The 17,162-nt window shown below is 70.9% G+C and carries 16 protein-coding genes; 15 read left to right on the top strand and 1 reads right to left on the bottom strand.

Annotated features, from left to right (window positions below):
* Positions 1 to 165 precede the first annotated feature (165 nt).
* From pgsA to relA, 15 genes are all read left to right on the top strand, one after another.
* Positions 166 to 903, top strand: coding sequence for a phosphatidylinositol phosphate synthase (pgsA, locus tag AB0L56_RS08810; RefSeq protein ID WP_361033193.1), 738 nt, complete (start codon positions 166 to 168; stop codon positions 901 to 903).
* Positions 900 to 1,841, top strand: coding sequence for a phosphatidylinositol mannoside acyltransferase (locus tag AB0L56_RS08815; protein WP_365420499.1), 942 nt, complete (start codon positions 900 to 902; stop codon positions 1,839 to 1,841). The genes pgsA and AB0L56_RS08815 overlap by 4 nt, the downstream gene beginning before the upstream one ends.
* Positions 1,838 to 3,001 (top strand): glycosyltransferase family 4 protein, encoded by a 1,164-nt coding sequence (locus AB0L56_RS08820; protein ID WP_361033199.1) that lies wholly within the window; start codon positions 1,838 to 1,840, stop codon positions 2,999 to 3,001. The genes AB0L56_RS08815 and AB0L56_RS08820 overlap by 4 nt, the downstream gene beginning before the upstream one ends.
* 361 nt (positions 3,002 to 3,362) lie before the next feature.
* Positions 3,363 to 3,905 (top strand): hypothetical protein, encoded by a 543-nt coding sequence (locus AB0L56_RS08825; protein WP_361033202.1) that lies wholly within the window; start codon positions 3,363 to 3,365, stop codon positions 3,903 to 3,905.
* A 138-nt stretch (positions 3,906 to 4,043) separates the two neighbouring features.
* Positions 4,044 to 4,955 (top strand): pyridoxal 5'-phosphate synthase lyase subunit PdxS, encoded by a 912-nt coding sequence (pdxS, locus tag AB0L56_RS08830; protein WP_361033205.1) that lies wholly within the window; start codon positions 4,044 to 4,046, stop codon positions 4,953 to 4,955.
* Positions 4,956 to 4,962: 7 nt separating this feature from the next.
* Positions 4,963 to 5,571: a pyridoxal 5'-phosphate synthase glutaminase subunit PdxT gene (gene pdxT, locus AB0L56_RS08835; protein ID WP_361033208.1), complete on the top strand. Its 609-nt coding sequence runs from the start codon at positions 4,963 to 4,965 to the stop codon at positions 5,569 to 5,571.
* A 48-nt stretch (positions 5,572 to 5,619) separates the two neighbouring features.
* On the top strand, positions 5,620 to 6,372 hold the full coding sequence (locus tag AB0L56_RS08840; RefSeq protein WP_361033211.1) for a YebC/PmpR family DNA-binding transcriptional regulator: 753 nt from the start codon (positions 5,620 to 5,622) through the stop codon (positions 6,370 to 6,372).
* Positions 6,373 to 6,481: 109 nt separating this feature from the next.
* Positions 6,482 to 7,048: a crossover junction endodeoxyribonuclease RuvC gene (ruvC, locus tag AB0L56_RS08845; protein WP_361033214.1), complete on the top strand. Its 567-nt coding sequence runs from the start codon at positions 6,482 to 6,484 to the stop codon at positions 7,046 to 7,048.
* A complete protein-coding gene (ruvA, locus tag AB0L56_RS08850; protein ID WP_361033217.1) occupies positions 7,045 to 7,650 on the top strand; it encodes a Holliday junction branch migration protein RuvA in 606 nt (201 codons plus the stop codon). The genes ruvC and ruvA overlap by 4 nt, the downstream gene beginning before the upstream one ends.
* 42 nt (positions 7,651 to 7,692) lie before the next feature.
* Entirely contained in the window at positions 7,693 to 8,787 is a 1,095-nt protein-coding gene (ruvB, locus tag AB0L56_RS08855; RefSeq protein WP_365420507.1) for a Holliday junction branch migration DNA helicase RuvB, read from the top strand.
* A gap of 166 nt (positions 8,788 to 8,953) precedes the next feature.
* Positions 8,954 to 9,454 (top strand): preprotein translocase subunit YajC, encoded by a 501-nt coding sequence (gene yajC, locus AB0L56_RS08860; RefSeq protein ID WP_361033223.1) that lies wholly within the window; start codon positions 8,954 to 8,956, stop codon positions 9,452 to 9,454.
* A gap of 134 nt (positions 9,455 to 9,588) precedes the next feature.
* Positions 9,589 to 11,391, top strand: coding sequence for a protein translocase subunit SecD (gene secD / locus AB0L56_RS08865; protein ID WP_365420511.1), 1,803 nt, complete (start codon positions 9,589 to 9,591; stop codon positions 11,389 to 11,391).
* Positions 11,392 to 11,394: 3 nt separating this feature from the next.
* Positions 11,395 to 12,507: a protein translocase subunit SecF gene (gene secF / locus AB0L56_RS08870; protein ID WP_365420514.1), complete on the top strand. Its 1,113-nt coding sequence runs from the start codon at positions 11,395 to 11,397 to the stop codon at positions 12,505 to 12,507.
* Positions 12,504 to 13,052 carry an adenine phosphoribosyltransferase gene (locus tag AB0L56_RS08875; RefSeq protein WP_365420517.1) on the top strand — a complete coding sequence of 183 codons (549 nt, stop codon included), beginning with the start codon at positions 12,504 to 12,506 and terminating at the stop codon, positions 13,050 to 13,052. Before secF ends, AB0L56_RS08875 begins: the two co-directional genes overlap by 4 nt.
* A gap of 194 nt (positions 13,053 to 13,246) precedes the next feature.
* Entirely contained in the window at positions 13,247 to 15,781 is a 2,535-nt protein-coding gene (gene relA, locus AB0L56_RS08880; RefSeq protein ID WP_361033235.1) for a GTP pyrophosphokinase, read from the top strand.
* Positions 15,782 to 15,856: 75 nt separating this feature from the next.
* Here relA and AB0L56_RS08885 read toward each other — a convergent pair whose 3' ends face one another.
* Positions 15,857 to 17,086 carry a DUF349 domain-containing protein gene (locus AB0L56_RS08885; RefSeq protein ID WP_365420520.1) on the bottom strand — a complete coding sequence of 410 codons (1,230 nt, stop codon included), beginning with the start codon at positions 17,084 to 17,086 and terminating at the stop codon, positions 15,857 to 15,859.
* Positions 17,087 to 17,162 lie beyond the last annotated feature (76 nt).

Here is a 17,162-nt window from a genome sequence, read left to right on the forward strand (position 1 = left end):
GCGCCCGCGGTGATTCGAGCTTTCCACTCCCGTCACGGTGCGTCCATACGAAGGACGCGATCCCGGCGTCCGTCCTGTTCACGGCCGTACGACCGCGGGCCCCCGCCCGCGCCCCGAGGTGTGCTCGGGTGCCCGGCCCTCGCCCGCAGGTCCGCGTGGCTACGATTGGGCCCGCCGGTGGCCAGCAGGGGCCATGCGGCCACACCGACCGTCGGGAAGGCCATGCTGAACAAGTACGCGCGTGCATTCTTCACGCGTGTCCTCACACCGTTCGCCGCGTTTCTCATCCGGCGGGGGGTCAGCCCGGACACGGTCACGCTCATCGGTACCGCCGGAGTGGTCGCGGGCGCGCTGGTCTTCTACCCCATGGGCGAGTTCTTCTGGGGCACGGTCGTGATCACGCTGTTCGTCTTCTCCGACCTGGTCGACGGCAACATGGCCCGTCAGCTGGGCCGGTCCAGCCGCTGGGGCGCCTTCCTGGACTCCACCCTGGACCGGGTCGCCGACGGCGCCGTCTTCGGCGGCTTCGCCCTGTGGTACGCGGGCGACGGCGACAACAACGCGCTCTGCGCGGTGTCGATCTTCTGCCTGGCCAGCGGCCAGGTGGTGTCGTACACCAAGGCGCGCGGCGAGTCGATCGGCCTGCCGGTCGCCGTCAACGGTCTGGTCGAGCGCGCCGAGCGGCTGGTGATCTCGCTGGTCGCGGCCGGCCTCGCGGGCCTGCACGCCTTCGGTGTACCCGGCATCCAGTACCTGCTGCCCGTCGCCCTGTGGATCGTCGCCGTGGGCAGCATGGTCACGCTGATCCAGCGGGTCGTCACGGTGCGCCGCGAGTCCGCGGAGGCGGAGGCGGCGGAGGCCGCCGAGGCGCAGGAGACGCGGGGGAGCGAGGCCGCGAAGTGAGTGCCCAGGAGCGGCTCAGCGACGCCCTGTACGGCGCCGGCTGGGGCACCGTCAGGAAACTTCCCGAGCCGGTCGCCGTCCGCCTCGGCAGGACCATCGCCGACCTGGCGTGGAGACAGCGCGGCACGGGTGTGCTCCGGCTGGAGGGCAACTACGCGCGCGTCGTACCCGACGCGACGCCGGAGCGGCTGGCCGAGCTGTCCCGCGCGGGGATGCGGTCGTATCTGCGCTACTGGATGGAGTCCTTCCGGCTGCCTTCCTGGAGCCGGGAGCGCATCGGGGACGCCTTGGATGTCAAGGACCTTCACCATCTGACCGACGGCATGGCGGCCGGCAAGGGCGTCATCCTGGCGCTGCCGCACCTCGCCAACTGGGACCTCGCCGGCGCCTGGGTCACCACGAAGCTGGGCATACCGTTCACCACCGTCGCCGAACGGCTGAAGCCGGAGACGCTCTACGACCGGTTCGTCGCCTACCGCGAGGGCCTCGGCATGGAGGTGCTCCCGCACAGCGGCGGCTCCGCCTTCGGCACCCTGGCCCGGCGGCTGCGCGACGGCGGACTGGTCTGCCTGGTCGCCGACCGCGACCTGTCCTCCTCCGGGGTCGAGGTCGGCTTCTTCGGCGAGACCGCCCGGATGCCGGCCGGTCCCGCCCTGCTGGCCCAGCAGACCGGGGCCCGGCTGCTGCCGGTGACCCTCTGGTACGACGACCCGCCGGTGATGCACGGCCGGGTCCACCCGCCGGTCGAGGTCCCCGTGTCAGGTACGCGGGCCGACAAGACGTCTGTGATGACACAGGCGCTGGCCGATGCCTTCGCCACGGGGATCGCCGACCACCCGGAGGACTGGCACATGCTGCAGCGCTTGTGGCTGAAGGACCTCGACCCCGCGCGGGATCCCGCGACGGCCCCGGAGCAGGACCGGAAGGGGACCTCGTGAGGATCGGCATCGTCTGCCCGTACTCCTGGGACGTGCCGGGTGGCGTCCAGTTCCACATCCGCGACCTGGCCGAGTACTTCATCCGCCTGGGGCACGACGTGTCCGTCCTCGCCCCGGCCGACGACGACACCCCGCTGCCGCCGTACGTCGTCTCGGCCGGCCGCGCGGTGCCGGTGCCCTACAACGGCTCGGTGGCCCGGCTCAACTTCGGCTTCCTGTCCGCCGCGCGGGTGCGGCGCTGGCTGCACGAGGGAGGCTTCGACGTCGTGCACATCCACGAGCCGACGTCGCCCTCGCTCGGCCTGCTGACCTGCTGGGCGGCCGAGGGGCCGATCGTCGCCACCTTCCACACGTCCAACCCGCGCTCCCGTGCGATGATCGCCGCGTACGCCATCCTCCAGGCCGCCCTGGAGAAGATCAGCGCGCGGATCGCGGTCAGCGAGTACGCCCGGCGCACCCTCGTCGAGCACCTGGGCGGCGACGCGGTGGTCATTCCCAACGGCGTCGACGTCGACTTCTTCGCCAAGGCCGAGCCCCGGCCCGAATGGCAGGGGGACACCATCGGCTTCATCGGCCGCATCGACGAGCCGCGCAAGGGCCTGCCGGTGCTGATGAAGGCCCTGCCGAAGATCCTCGCCGCCCGCCCGGGGACGCGGCTGCTGGTGGCCGGCCGCGGCGACGAGAAGGAGGCCGTCGAGTCGCTGCCGCGCGAGCTGCGCCCGCGCGTGGAGTTCCTCGGCATGGTCAGCGACGAGGACAAGGCCCGCTTCCTGCGCAGCGTCGACCTGTACGTGGCGCCGAACACCGGCGGCGAGAGCTTCGGCATCATCCTGGTCGAGGCGATGTCCGCGGGCGCGCCGGTGCTCGCCTCCGACCTGGACGCGTTCGCCCAGGTCCTCGACCGGGGCGCGGCCGGCGAGCTGTTCGCCAACGAGGACGCGGACGCCCTCGCCGACGCCGCGGTGCGGCTCCTGGACGACCCCGGACGCCGCGCGGAACTGCGTGAGCGCGGCAGCGCCCACGTCCGCCGCTTCGACTGGTCGACCGTCGGCGCGGACATCCTGTCGGTCTACGAGACGGTCACGGCGGGCGCGGCGGCGGTGGCGGCGGACGACCGGGCAACGGGGCTGAGGGCCCGGCTGGGGCTGGCGCGGGACTGACGCCCCAAAGGGGCGCGTGGAACTGCGCTGGCCGCACCCGGCGTACGACGATGCGAGGCACCCTCTTGGCCGCGGGTACAGCGCTGGAGGCGAGGCCCGCAGGCGGCGGGAGCTTGTGCTGACGGCGGTGGCTGAACGCCCCCAGGGGCGCGGGGAACTGCGCGACCGGCCCCGGACGGGCCGCACCCGGCGTACGGCCCGCAGGCGGCGGGAGCTTGTGCTGACGGCGGGGGCTGAACGTCCCCAGGGGCGCGGGGAACTGCGCGACCGGCCCCGGACGGGCCGCACCCGGCGTCGGACCGCACCCGGGGTGCCGCCCCAAAAACCGCTACCGGCCGAGCCGGTACTAGCCTTTCCGCCCGTGACCTCAACCCTGATCTGGATCCTCGTCGCCCTCGTCGCCATCGGCCTCTACCTGAGCTGGACGGCGGGACGCCTGGACCGGCTGCACGCCCGGATCGACGCCGCCCGCGCGGCGCTCGACGCGCAACTGCTGCGCCGCGCCTCCGTGGCACAGGAACTGGCCACCTCGGGCGTGCTCGACCCCGCCGCCTCGATCGTGCTCTACGAGGCCGCGCACGCCGCGCGGCAGGCGGTGGAGGAACAGCGCGAAGTCGCCGAGAGCGAGCTGACCCAGGCGCTGCGCGCGGTCTTCGCCGACGCGCAGCAGGTGGACGCCGTCAAGGAGGCACCGGGGGGCGAGGACGCGGCCCTCGAGCTCGCCGAGGCGGTCCGCAGGGTGCCGATGGCCCGCCGTTTCCACAACGACGCCGTACGGGCCGCACGCGCCCTGCGGCGGCATCGCAAGGTCCGCTGGTTCCGGCTGGCCGGACACGCGCCCTTCCCCATGGCCTTCGAGATGGACGACGAGCCGCCGGCCGCCCTGATCGAGCGGGCCGCGTAGCGACCGGATCCGGCCACGCGGCAGAGCGCCGCCGACCGAAAAGGATCCACCGGCTTCACATTGGCCCTTGCTGTGGCCTGGTCCCTTCACGTTTCCTCAGTGCTGCAGAATCCCCTTCCCCCCTCAGCGAGGTCATTCGTGTCCAGCACGCTCTCCGAAAACCAGGGTCCCGAGACCGGCACCGCCCGCGTGAAGCGCGGCATGGCCGAGCAGCTCAAGGGCGGCGTGATCATGGACGTCGTCACGCCCGAGCAGGCCAAGATCGCCGAAGACGCCGGTGCCGTCGCCGTCATGGCCCTGGAGCGGGTCCCCGCCGACATCCGCAAGGACGGCGGTGTGGCCCGCATGTCCGACCCGGACATGATCGAGGGCATCATCGACGCGGTGTCCATCCCCGTCATGGCCAAGTCCCGGATCGGCCACTTCGTCGAGGCCCAGGTGCTGCAGTCGCTCGGCGTCGACTACATCGACGAGTCCGAGGTGCTCACCCCGGCCGACGAGGTCAACCACTCCGACAAGTGGGCGTTCACCACCCCCTTCGTCTGCGGTGCCACCAACCTGGGCGAGGCCCTGCGCCGCATCGCCGAGGGCGCCGCCATGATCCGCTCCAAGGGCGAGGCCGGCACCGGCAACGTCGTCGAGGCCGTACGCCACCTGCGTCAGATCAAGAACGAGATCGCCAAGCTGCGCGGCTTCGACAACAACGAGCTGTACGCCGCCGCCAAGGAGCTGCGCGCCCCGTACGAGCTGGTCAAGGAGGTCTCCCAGCTGGGCAAGCTCCCCGTCGTGCTGTTCTCCGCAGGCGGCGTGGCCACCCCCGCCGACGCCGCGCTGATGCGCCAGCTCGGCGCCGAGGGCGTCTTCGTCGGCTCCGGCATCTTCAAGTCCGGCGACCCGGCCAAGCGCGCCGCCGCCATCGTCAAGGCCACCACCTTCTACGACGACCCGAAGATCATCGCGGACGCGTCCCGCAACCTCGGCGAGGCCATGGTCGGCATCAACTGCGACACCCTCCCCGAGACCGAGCGCTACGCCAACCGCGGCTGGTAATCCGCTGATGAGCGACGCACCTGTCATAGGCGTCCTGGCCCTCCAGGGCGACGTACGGGAGCACCTCGCCGCCCTGGCCACGGCCGATGCCGTGGCCAGGCCGGTCAGGCGTCCCGAGGAACTCGCCGAGGTCGACGGCCTCGTCATCCCGGGCGGCGAGTCCACCACGATCTCCAAGCTGGCCGTCCTCTTCGGAGTCATGGAACCCCTCCGCGCGCGCGTGCGGGACGGCATGCCCGTCTACGGCACCTGCGCCGGCATGATCATGCTGGCCGACAAGATCCTCGATCCCCGCTCGGGGCAGGAGACGGTCGGCGGCATCGACATGATCGTGCGCCGGAACGCCTTCGGACGGCAGAACGAGTCCTTCGAGGCGGCGGTAGACGTCAAGGGCATCACGGGCGAACCGGTGGAGGGCGTCTTCATCCGCGCCCCCTGGGTGGAGTCCGTGGGCGCGGGCGCCGAGGTGCTCGCCGAACACGGCGGACACATCGTCGCGGTGCGCCAGGGCAACGCCCTGGCCACGTCGTTCCACCCGGAGCTCACCGGAGACCACCGCGTGCACGCCCTGTTCGTCGAGATGACACGGGCGAAGCGGACAGCCGAGTCCTTGTAGGATTCCTGCGTTCGTTGCAGAGATGGGTTACGCGAAGGAGACAGGCAGATGTCCGGCCACTCTAAATGGGCCACGACGAAGCACAAGAAGGCCGTGATCGATGCCAAGCGCGGCAAGCTCTTCGCGAAGCTGATCAAGAACATCGAGGTAGCCGCGCGGATGGGCGGCGTCGACCTGGACGGCAACCCCACGCTCTACGACGCCGTCCAGAAGGCCAAGAAGCAGTCCGTGCCCAACAAGAACATCGACTCCGCGATCAAGCGCGGCGGCGGTCTTGAGGCCGGCGGCGCCGACTACGAGACGATCATGTACGAGGGCTACGGTCCCAACGGTGTCGCGGTGCTCATCGAGTGCCTCACCGACAACCGCAACCGTGCCGCCTCGGACGTGCGCGTCGCGATGACCCGCAACGGCGGCTCCATGGCCGACCCGGGCTCGGTGTCGTACCTGTTCAACCGCAAGGGCGTGGTCATCGTCCCCAAGGGCGAGCTGACCGAGGACGACATCCTCGCCGCCGTCCTGGACGCGGGCGCCGAAGAGGTCAACGACCTCGGCGAGAACTTCGAGGTGCTCAGCGAGGCCACCGACCTGGTCGCCGTGCGGACCGCCCTGCAGGACGCCGGCATCGACTACGACTCCGCGGAGGCCAACTTCGTCCCGACCATGCAGGTCGAGCTGGACGAGGAGGGCGCCAAGAAGATCTTCAAGCTCATCGACGCCCTGGAGGACAGCGACGACGTGCAGAACGTCTTCGCCAACTTCGACGTGAGCGACGAGATCATGGAGAAGGTCGACGCGTAACGCGTCCACTGCTCGAACGGGCCGGCGGACACACTCCGCCGGCCCGTCGCTTTGTCAGCGGCACCCGATAGCCTGCACAAACAGGTGATCGAGGGAAGGGGGCGGACGCGTGCGCGTGCTGGGGGTGGACCCGGGGCTGACCCGCTGCGGCGTCGGCGTCGTGGAGGGCGTGGCCGGACGGCCGCTCACCATGCTGGCAGTGGGCGTCGTCCGCACACCGGCGGACGCCGGCCTCGGCCACCGCCTCGTCGCCGTCGAGCAGGGCCTCGAACAGTGGCTGGACGAGCACCGGCCCGAGTTCGTCGCCGTGGAGCGCGTCTTCAGCCAGCACAACGTGCGTACGGTGATGGGCACCGCCCAGGCCAGCGCGGTGGCGATCCTGTGCGCCACCCGCCGGGGCATCCCCGTCGCCCTGCACACGCCCAGCGAGGTCAAGGCCGCCGTCACCGGCTCAGGCCGCGCGGACAAGGCGCAGGTCGGCGCCATGGTCACCCGGCTGCTGCGGCTTGACGCGCCGCCCAAACCCGCCGACGCCGCCGACGCCCTCGCCCTCGCCATCTGCCACATCTGGCGCGCCCCCGCACAGAACCGGCTCCAGCAGGCCGCCGCCCTGCACGCCTCCAAAGCCCCCCGCGCACCCCACTCCCCGCACGCATCGAAAGGCCGTACGGCATGATCGCCTTCGTCAGCGGCACCGTCGCCGCCCTCGCCCCCGACGCCGCGGTGGTCGAGGTCGGCGGCGTCGGCATGGCCGTCCAGTGCACGCCGAACACGCTCTCCGCGCTCCGCGTCGGCAAGCCCGCGAAACTCGCCACCTCCCTTGTCGTCCGCGAGGACTCCCTGACCCTGTACGGCTTCGCCGACGACGACGAGCGCCAGGTCTTCGAACTGCTCCAGACCGCCAGCGGCGTCGGCCCCCGGCTGGCCCAGGCGATGCTCGCCGTGCACACCCCCGACGCGCTGCGCAGAGCCGTCGCCACAGGGGACGAGAAGGCGCTGACCGCCGTCCCCGGCATCGGCAAGAAGGGCGCCCAGAAGCTGCTCCTGGAGCTGAAGGACCGCCTCGGCGAGCCGGTCGGCGCCCCCGCCGTCGGCGCACCGGTCACCGCAGGCTGGCGCGACCAGCTGCACGCGGCCCTCATCGGCCTCGGATACGCCACCCGCGAGGCCGACGAGGCCGTCTCCGCCGTCGCGCCCCAGGCCGAGGCCGCCGGGGGCGCCCCACAGGTGGGCCAGCTGCTGAAGGCCGCCCTCCAGACGCTGAACCGCGCCCGATAGCCCGCGCCCGATCACCCGTACGGAGAGCTGAGGCACACGCACATGAACTGGGACGACACGACCGGCACCTCCGACGACGAGCCCCTCGCGGGCCCCGCCGGGGAGCGGCTGGTGGGATCTGTCGCCGACCGTGAGGACCAGGCCGTCGAGGCCGCCCTGCGCCCCAAGGACCTCGGTGAGTTCATCGGCCAGGAGAAGGTCCGCGAACAGCTCGACCTGGTGCTGCGCGCCGCACGCGCGCGGGGCGCCACCGCCGACCACGTACTGCTCTCCGGCGCCCCCGGCCTCGGCAAGACCACCCTCTCGATGATCATCGCGGCCGAGATGGAAGCCCCCATCCGCATCACCTCCGGCCCCGCCATCCAGCACGCCGGCGATCTCGCGGCCATCCTCTCCTCCCTCCAGGAGGGCGAGGTCCTCTTCCTCGACGAGATCCACCGCATGTCCCGGCCCGCCGAGGAGATGCTCTACATGGCGATGGAGGACTTCCGCGTCGACGTCATCGTCGGCAAGGGCCCCGGCGCCACCGCCATCCCGCTGGAGCTGCCTCCGTTCACCCTGGTCGGCGCCACCACGCGGGCCGGCCTGCTGCCGCCCCCGCTGCGCGACCGCTTCGGCTTCACCGCGCACATGGAGTTCTACGAGCCGGCCGAACTGGAGCGGGTCGTCCACCGCTCGGCGCGCCTGCTCGACGTGGAGATCGATCCGGACGGCGCCGCGGAGATCGCCGGCCGCTCCCGCGGCACGCCCCGCATCGCCAACCGCCTGCTGCGCCGCGTCCGGGACTATGCGCAGGTCAAGGCCGACGGCCTGATCACCCAGGACATCGCCGCGGCGGCCCTCGCCGTCTACGAGGTCGACGCCCGGGGTCTGGACCGGCTGGACCGGGCGGTGCTTCAGGCCCTGCTCAAGCTGTTCGGCGGCGGACCGGTCGGCCTGTCCACGCTCGCCGTCGCGGTGGGGGAGGAGCGTGAGACCGTGGAGGAGGTGGCGGAGCCCTTCCTGGTACGGGAGGGACTGCTCGCCCGCACCCCCCGCGGACGGGTCGCCACCCCCGCGGCGTGGGCCCACCTCGGCCTCGCACCGCCCCGCTCAGGGGCCGCCGGAAACGGACAAGGGGACCTGTTCGGGGCGTGACGGGGAGCACGCTGGCCCAGGCAGGAACCCCGGTGCCATGCTGAGCGTTGTTCCCTTGGTGCGGACTCGCCTAGACTCCGCCGGTGCCGCCCCTTGTCGGCGGCACCACATACCCCCAACCATCAGGCCGTTCACCATCGCGGTCGTGTGAAGGAAGTTCCGACCCGTGAGTCTCCTGACCCTCCTCCCGTTCATTGTGCTCATCGGGGCCATGTTCCTGATGACCCGGTCGGCCAAGAAGAAGCAGCAGCAGGCCATCGAGATGCGGAACCAGATGCAGCCCGGTTCCGGCGTCCGCACCATCGGGGGCATGTACGCCACGGTCAAGGAGGTCAACGAGGACACCGTCCTCCTCGACGCCGGCCCGGGTGTGGAACTGCTGTTCGCCAAGAACTCGATCGGTGCCGTCCTCACCGACGACGAGTACAACCGCATCGTCCACGGCATCGAGCACGACCTGAAGTCCGACGCCGACGTCGTCCCCGACGACGCCTCCTCCCTCACCGAGACCGATGACTCCTCCGACGCTGCCGCCGCCTCCGACGACACGCCGGTCGACCTCGGCAAGATGGACTCGGCCGACGAGCCGGCCGACGCCGACACCGCCGACCAGGCCAAGGCGGACGCACAGCCGAAGAAGTCCGAAGGCGACTCCGAAGCGAAGTAGTCGTGTTCCCGGGGCGCGCGGGCAGGGCCCGCGCGCCCCGGGACATGCCCAGCTCGCACGGAATCCCGACACCATGTCATGGCCGCCCGCACCCCTGACCCGGCGCGAGGCGGCCCGAGAGGGAGTACGAGAAGGTGGCAGCAGTCAAAAAGGGACGGAACGCGAGCGCCACAAGTAAGCCGTGGCGCTCGCTGGCTCTGATCCTGATCGCCATCGTGGCGCTCACCGGAGGCATGTTCGCCTCGGGTCACACCACCCCGCGTCTCGGCATCGACCTGGCCGGCGGCACGAGCATCACGCTGGCAGCGGTGCCGGAGGCCGGCCAGGAGTCCGCGATCAACGAGACCAACATGAAGACCGCGGTCTCCATCATGGAGCGGCGTGTCAACGGTCTCGGTGTCTCCGAGGCCGAGGTCCAGACGCAGGGCACCCGCAACATCATCGTCAACATTCCCAAGGGCACGAACTCCAAGCAGGCCCGGGAACAGGTCGGCACCACCGCCAAGCTCTACTTCCGCCCCGTCGTCACCACCGAGCTGGCCGGCGGCGGAGCCGCTCCGTCGCCCAGCGCGACCGGCGACGGCTCCAAGAAGGACTCCGGCAAGGACAAGGCGACCGACAAGGGCAAGGACAAGGCCACCGACGGCTCCTCCCCGTCCGCCTCCGGCAGCCCGTCGGCGAGCGCCACCACCCAGGGCCGCGCGGTCACTGACGCCCTCAAGGCCGACGAGACCCCGGCCGCCTCCCCGAGCGGCAAGGCCGGCGAGAAGGCCGACAAGAAGGCCGCCCCCTCCCCGTCCGCCACCGGCGGTGCCCCCGGCGACGCCGGTGGCAAGCTCCAGGCCCAGTACGCCGCGCTCGACTGCACCAAGGAGAGCGTCCGCGCCAAGGCCGGTGACGGCGCCAAGGCCGGCGAATCGACCGTGGCCTGCGGCCAGAACGCCCAGGGCCAGTGGCAGAAGTACATCCTAGGTCCCGCCGCGGTCGACGGCACGGACGTCGACGAGGCCGACGCCGTCCTCAACACCCAGACCGGTGCCGGCTGGGTCGTCACGATGAAGTTCACCGACGGGGGCGCCAAGAAGTTCGCCGACATCACCGGCCAACTCGCCACCAAGCAGTCCCCGCAGAACCAGTTCGCCATCGTCCTGGACAACGAGGTCGTCTCCGACCCCTACGTCAGCCAGGCCCTGACCGGCGGCAACGCCGAGATCTCCGGCAACTTCAACCAGCAGTCGGCGCAGGAACTGGCCAACATGCTGTCCTACGGCGCCCTGCCGCTGACCTTCCGCGAGGACAGCGTCACCACCGTGACCGCCGCCCTCGGCGGCGAGCAGCTCCAGGCCGGACTGATCGCCGGTGCCATCGGCCTCGCCCTGGTCGTCCTCTACCTGCTGGTCTACTACCGCGGCCTGTCCTTCATCGCCATCGCCTCCCTGCTGGTCTCCGCGGCCCTCACCTACGTGATCATGTCGCTGCTCGGCCCGACCATCGGCTTCGCGCTGAACCTGCCCGCCGTGTGCGGCGCCATCGTCGCGATCGGCATCACGGCGGACTCGTTCATCGTGTTCTTCGAACGGGTCCGGGACGAGATCCGCGAGGGCCGCACGCTGCGTCCCTCCGTGGAACGGGCCTGGCCGCGCGCCCGGCGCACCATCCTGGTCTCCGACTTCGTGTCGTTCCTCGCCGCGGCCGTGCTCTTCGTCGTCACCGTCGGCAAGGTCCAGGGCTTCGCGTTCACGCTGGGTCTGACCACCCTGCTCGACGTCGTGGTGGTGTTCCTCTTCACCAAGCCGCTGCTCACGCTGATGGCCCGCCGCAAGTTCTTCGCCAGCGGCCACAAGTGGTCCGGTCTCGACCCGAAGGCGCTGGGTGCCAAACCACCGCTGCGCCGCACCCGCCGTCCCTCCGCCCCCGCCCAGACGAAGGAGGCCTGAGCGATGTCGAAACTCGGCACCCTCGGCGCCCGGTTGCACCACGGTGAAATCGGCTACGACTTCGTCAAGAACCGCAAGATCTGGTACGGCATCTCCATCCTGATCACCATCACGGCCATCCTCGGCCTGGCGGTGCGCGGCCTGCACATGGGCATCGAGTTCCAGGGCGGAGCGGTCTTCACCACCCCGAAGAACATGAGCGCCTCGGTCGCCACGGCCGAGGAGTACGCGGAGAACGCCTCCGGCCACGACGCCATCGTCCAGAAGCTCGGTGACGGCAGCCTGCGCATTCAGGTCGCCGGCATCGACACCAAGACCTCGGACGACATCAAGGACCAGCTCGCGGAGGACCTCAAGGTCGACGGCGAGCGGATCAACGCCGAGCTGGTCGGCCCCAGCTGGGGCGAGGAGATCGCCAACAAGGCCTGGCAGGGCCTCGGCATCTTCATGTTCCTCGTGGTGATCTACCTGGCGATCGCGTTCGAGTGGCGCATGGCACTCGCCGCGTTCGTCGCCCTGATCCACGACATCACCATCACCGTCGGCGTCTACGCCCTCGTCGGCTTCGAGGTCACGCCGGGCACGGTGATCGGTCTGCTCACGATCCTCGGCTACTCGCTGTACGACACGGTCGTCGTCTTCGACAGCCTCAAGGAACAGACCAAGGACATCACCAAACAGACCCGCTGGACCTACAGCGAGATCGCCAACCGCTCCATCAACAGCACCCTGGTCCGTTCCATCAACACCACGGTGGTCGCGCTGCTGCCGGTCGCGGGCCTGCTGTTCATCGGCGGCGGTGTCCTCGGCGCCGGCATGCTGAACGACATCTCGCTGTCGCTGTTCGTCGGCCTCGCCGCCGGCGCGTACTCCTCGATCTTCATCGCGACCCCGCTCGTCGCCGACCTCAAGGAGCTCGAGCCGGGAATGAAGAGCCTGAAGAAGCGCGTCATGGCCAAGCGCGCCCAGGGTGACGCGGGCGAGGCCCAGCCGGCCCCGGTCACCGTCGGCGGGGACCAGGACGAGCCGGAGGACGCCCCTGCGGTCGTCGGTCCGCGCAGCCAGCCCGCCTCCCGCGCCCGCGGCCGGGGCCGTCCCTCGGGCAAGCGCCGATGACCGGGATCACCGACGTCTCCGCCCTGCTGCTCAGCCGGATCCGTGACGTGGCGGACCACCCGGAGCCGGGGGTGATGTTCAAGGACATCACCCCGCTCCTGGCCGACCCCGCGGCGTTCTCCGCGCTCAGCGACGCCCTCGCCGGCATCGCCCGGAGCACCGGCGCCACCAAGATCGTCGGTCTGGAGGCCCGGGGCTTCATCCTGGGCGCCCCGGTCGCGGTCCAGGCCGGCCTCGGCTTCATCCCCGTACGCAAGGCGGGCAAGCTCCCCGGGGCGACCCTCCGCCAGGCGTACGACCTGGAGTACGGCTCCGCCGAGATCGAGGTGCACGCGGAGGACCTGAGCGCCGACGACCGGATCCTGGTGGTCGACGACGTCCTCGCCACCGGCGGCACCGCAGAGGCGTCCATCCAGCTCATCCGCAGGGCGGGCGCCGACGTCGCGGGCCTCGCCGTGCTGATGGAGCTCGGCTTCCTCGGCGGCCGCGCCCGGGTGGAGCCGGCCCTGGCGGGCGCCCCGCTGGAGGCGCTGCTCACCCTCTGACCGGCCATCGAACAGGCGAATCCGACGTTTACCGCACCACACAGGCGGACCCGGAGGAATCCGGCGTCCGCCTCGTGCGTTTCCGGGGTAGACGGTCGTCACATTGCTCCGAAGGCGATCCGCGGACAGCGGATCGCTACCATGGGGTCTCCGGAGCCTGACCGGGGGACCCGGATCGCGCACGAGGAGTCCTCTTGCCAGACGAGGCCCAGCACCTGACCGCCGCCAAGCCCGAGCCCGCCTCGGCGGCCGCGGCGAAGCCCGCGCCGAGCGCGCCCCACGCGACGAAGAACGACACGCGCGGGCCGGTCCAGCATGCCCAGTCCGCTCCCGTCGACAAGCCCGAGCAGCCCCGCCCCAAGCCGGGCCCGCCCGAGCGCCCCGCCCCCCTGACCCGGCCCAACACCGGCCAGCCGCCCCGCTCCGGCTCCTCCAACCGCGTCCGCGCCCGTCTCGCCCGGCTCGGCGTGCAGCGCGCCAACCCGTACAACCCGGTGCTGGAGCCGCTGCTGCGGATCGTGCGCGGCAACGACCCCAAGATCGAGAACTCCACGCTCCGCCAGATCGAGAAGGCCTACCAGGTCGCCGAGCGCTGGCACCGCGGCCAGAAGCGCAAGAGCGGCGACCCGTACATCACGCATCCGCTGGCCGTCACCACCATCCTCGCCGAGCTGGGCATGGACCCGCCCACCCTGATGGCCGGACTGCTGCACGACACCGTGGAGGACACCGAGTACGGCCTGGAGGACCTGCGCCGCGACTTCGGCGACGTGGTCACCCTCCTCGTCGACGGCGTCACCAAGCTGGACAAGGTCAAGTTCGGCGAGGCCGCCCAGGCCGAGACCGTGCGCAAGATGGTCGTCGCCATGGCCAAGGACCCCCGGGTCCTGGTCATCAAGCTGGCCGACCGGCTGCACAACATGCGCACCATGCGCTACCTCAAGCGCGAGAAGCAGGAGAAGAAGGCGCGCGAGACCCTGGAGATCTACGCGCCGCTCGCCCACCGCCTGGGCATGAACACCATCAAGTGGGAACTGGAGGACCTCGCCTTCGCGATCCTCTACCCCAAGATGTACGACGAGATCGTCCGCCTGGTCGCCGAGCGCGCCCCCAAGCGCGACGAGTACCTCGCCATCGTCACCGACGAGGTGCAGCAGGACCTGCGGGCGGCCCGGATCAAGGCCACGGTGACCGGCCGCCCCAAGCACTACTACAGCGTCTACCAGAAGATGATCGTCCGCGGCCGTGACTTCGCGGAGATCTACGACCTGGTGGGCATCCGCGTCCTCGTGGACACCGTCCGCGACTGCTACGCGGCCCTCGGCACGGTGCACGCGCGATGGAATCCGGTCCCCGGCCGGTTCAAGGACTACATCGCGATGCCCAAGTTCAACATGTACCAGTCGCTGCACACCACGGTGATCGGCCCCGGCGGCAAGCCCGTCGAGCTGCAGATCCGCACCTTCGACATGCACCGCCGCGCCGAGTACGGCATCGCCGCGCACTGGAAGTACAAGCAGGAGGCCGTGGCCGGCGCCTCCAAGGTGCGCAGCGACGCCCCGAAGTCGTCCGGCAAGGGCAAGGACGACCACCTCAACGACATGGCGTGGCTGCGCCAGCTCCTGGACTGGCAGAAGGAGACCGAGGACCCGGGCGAGTTCCTGGAGTCCCTGCGCTTCGACCTGTCCCGCAACGAGGTGTTCGTCTTCACCCCCAAGGGTGACGTCATAGCGCTCCCCGCCGGGGCCACGCCCGTGGACTTCGCGTACGCGGTGCACACCGAGGTCGGCCACCGCACCATAGGAGCCCGGGTCAACGGCCGGCTCGTACCGCTCGAATCGACCCTCGACAACGGCGACCTGGTGGAGGTCTTCACCTCCAAGGCGGCCGGCGCGGGTCCCTCCCGCGACTGGCTCGGCTTCGTCAAGTCGCCCCGCGCCCGCAACAAGATCCGCGCGTGGTTCTCCAAGGAACGCCGCGACGAGGCCATCGAGCACGGCAAGGACTCCATCGTCCGCGCCATGCGCAAACAGAACCTGCCGATCCAGCGCATCCTCACCGGCGACTCCCTCGTCACGCTGGCGCACGAGATGCGCTACTCGGACATCTCCGCGCTGTACGCGGCGATCGGCGAGGGCCATGTCTCCGCACAGAACATCGTGCAGAAGCTCGTCCAGGCCCTCGGCGGCGAGGAGGCGGCCACCGAGGAGATCGACGAGAGCGTCCCGCCGGCCCGCGGGCGCAGCCGCAAGCGCCGCTCCAGCGCCGACCCCGGGGTCATCGTCAAGGGCGTCGAGGACGTGTGGGTCAAGCTGGCCCGATGCTGCACCCCGGTCCCCGGCGACCCGATCATCGGCTTCGTCACCCGCGGCAGCGGCGTCTCGGTGCACCGCAGCGACTGCGTCAACGTCGACTCGCTGTCCCGTGAGCCCGAGCGCATCCTCGATGTCGAGTGGGCGCCCACCCAGTCCTCCGTCTTCCTGGTCGCCATCCAGGTCGAGGCCCTCGACCGCTCCCGGCTGCTCTCGGACGTCACGCGCGTGCTGTCCGACCAGCACGTCAACATCCTCTCCGCGGCCGTCCAGACCTCCCGCGACCGCGTGGCCACCTCCCGCTTCACCTTCGAGATGGGCGACCCGAAACACCTCGGCCACGTCCTGAAGGCCGTACGCGGCGTGGAAGGCGTCTACGACGTCTACCGGGTGACCTCGGCGCGCAACCGCACGTAGTCACACGGAAGGGGCCGACGCACCACGGGTGCGCCGGCCCCTTCCGGGCTGTGCGGGCGGGTGTGCCCCAGCCCCTCAGCCGCCGAACTCCTGCAGACCCTTCAGGGCCTGGTCCAGAAGCGCCTGGCGGCCCTCCAGCTCACGCTCGAGCTTGTCCGCCTTGGCGGTGTTGCCCTGCGCCCGCGCCTGCTCGATCTGGCCCTTCAGCTTGTCCACGGCGGCCTGGAGCTGACCGGTAAGACCCGCGGCACGCGCGCGCGCCTCCGGGTTCGTCCGGCGCCACTCGGCCTCCTCGGCCTCCTGCAGGGCCCGCTCCACGGCGTGCATCCGGCCCTCGACCTTCGGGCGGGCGTCCCTCGGCACATGACCGATGGCCTCCCAGCGCTCGTTGATCGTGCGGAAGGCGGCCCGCGAGGCCTTAAGGTCCGTGATCGGCAGAAGCTTCTCGGCCTCCCCGGCCAGCTCCTCCTTCAGCTTCAGGTTCTCCGCCTGTTCCGCGTCACGCTCGGCGAAGACCGAGCTGCGGGCGGCGAAGAAGATGTCCTGGGCGCCGCGGAAGCGGTTCCACAGGTCCTCCTCGTGCTCGCGCTGGGCGCGGCCCGCGGCCTTCCACTCCGTCATCAGCTCGCGGTACCGGGCGGCCGTCGGGCCCCAGTCCGTCGAGTTCGACAGCGACTCGGCCTCGGCGACCAGCCCTTCCTTGGTCCTGCGGGCCTCCTCGCGCTGCGCGTCCAGCTGCGCGAAGTGCTGCTTGCGCCGCTTCGAGAACGCCGACCGCGCATGCGAGAACCGGTGCCACAGCTCGTCGTCGGACTTGCGGTCCAGCCGCGGCAGGCCCTTCCAGGTGTCCACCAGGGACCGCAGCCGCTCACCGGCCGCCCGCCACTGATCGGACTGTGCCAGCTCCTCGGCCTCGGCGACCAGCGCCTCCTTGGCCTGGCGCGCCTCGTCGGACTGGCGGGCCCGCTGCGCCTTGCGCTCCTCGCGACGCGCCTCCACCAGTTCCACGAGCTTGTCCAGCCGGGCCCTGAGGGCGTCCAGATCACCGACCGCGTGATGGGCGTCCACCTGCTCACGCAGATGCTCGATCGCGGTCTGGGCGTCCTTGGACGACAGGTCGGTGGTCTTCACTCGCTTCTCGAGGAGGCCGATCTCGACAACCAGGCCCTCGTACTTGCGCTCGAAGTAGGCCAGCGCCTCCTCGGGGGAGCCTGCCTGCCAGGAACCGACGACCTTCTCGCCATCGGCTGTACGCACGTACACGGTCCCCGTCTCGTCGACGCGGCCCCACGGGTCGCTGCTCACAGCGCCTCCTCCACATGATGCCGTCGAGGGGCCTGCGAGCTCCCCCGGGCATCGTCCACAGTTTCGTCACGGCCAA

The organism is Streptomyces sp. NPDC052079 (assembly GCF_040680275.1).
Classification (GTDB): Bacteria; Actinomycetota; Actinomycetes; order Streptomycetales; family Streptomycetaceae; genus Streptomyces.

What these genes read in the sequence shown, in the direction of transcription:
- pdxT (WP_361033208.1), top strand. Translation starts at nt 4,963, where the DNA reads ATGAGCGACGCACCTGTCATAGGCGTCCTGGCCCTCCAGGGCGACGTA.
- AB0L56_RS08840 (WP_361033211.1), top strand. Translation starts at nt 5,620, where the DNA reads ATGTCCGGCCACTCTAAATGGGCCACGACGAAGCACAAGAAGGCCGTG.
- ruvA (WP_361033217.1), top strand. Translation starts at nt 7,045, where the DNA reads ATGATCGCCTTCGTCAGCGGCACCGTCGCCGCCCTCGCCCCCGACGCC.
- ruvB (WP_365420507.1), top strand. Translation starts at nt 7,693, where the DNA reads ATGAACTGGGACGACACGACCGGCACCTCCGACGACGAGCCCCTCGCG.
- secF (WP_365420514.1), top strand. Translation starts at nt 11,395, where the DNA reads ATGTCGAAACTCGGCACCCTCGGCGCCCGGTTGCACCACGGTGAAATC.
- AB0L56_RS08875 (WP_365420517.1), top strand. Translation starts at nt 12,504, where the DNA reads ATGACCGGGATCACCGACGTCTCCGCCCTGCTGCTCAGCCGGATCCGT.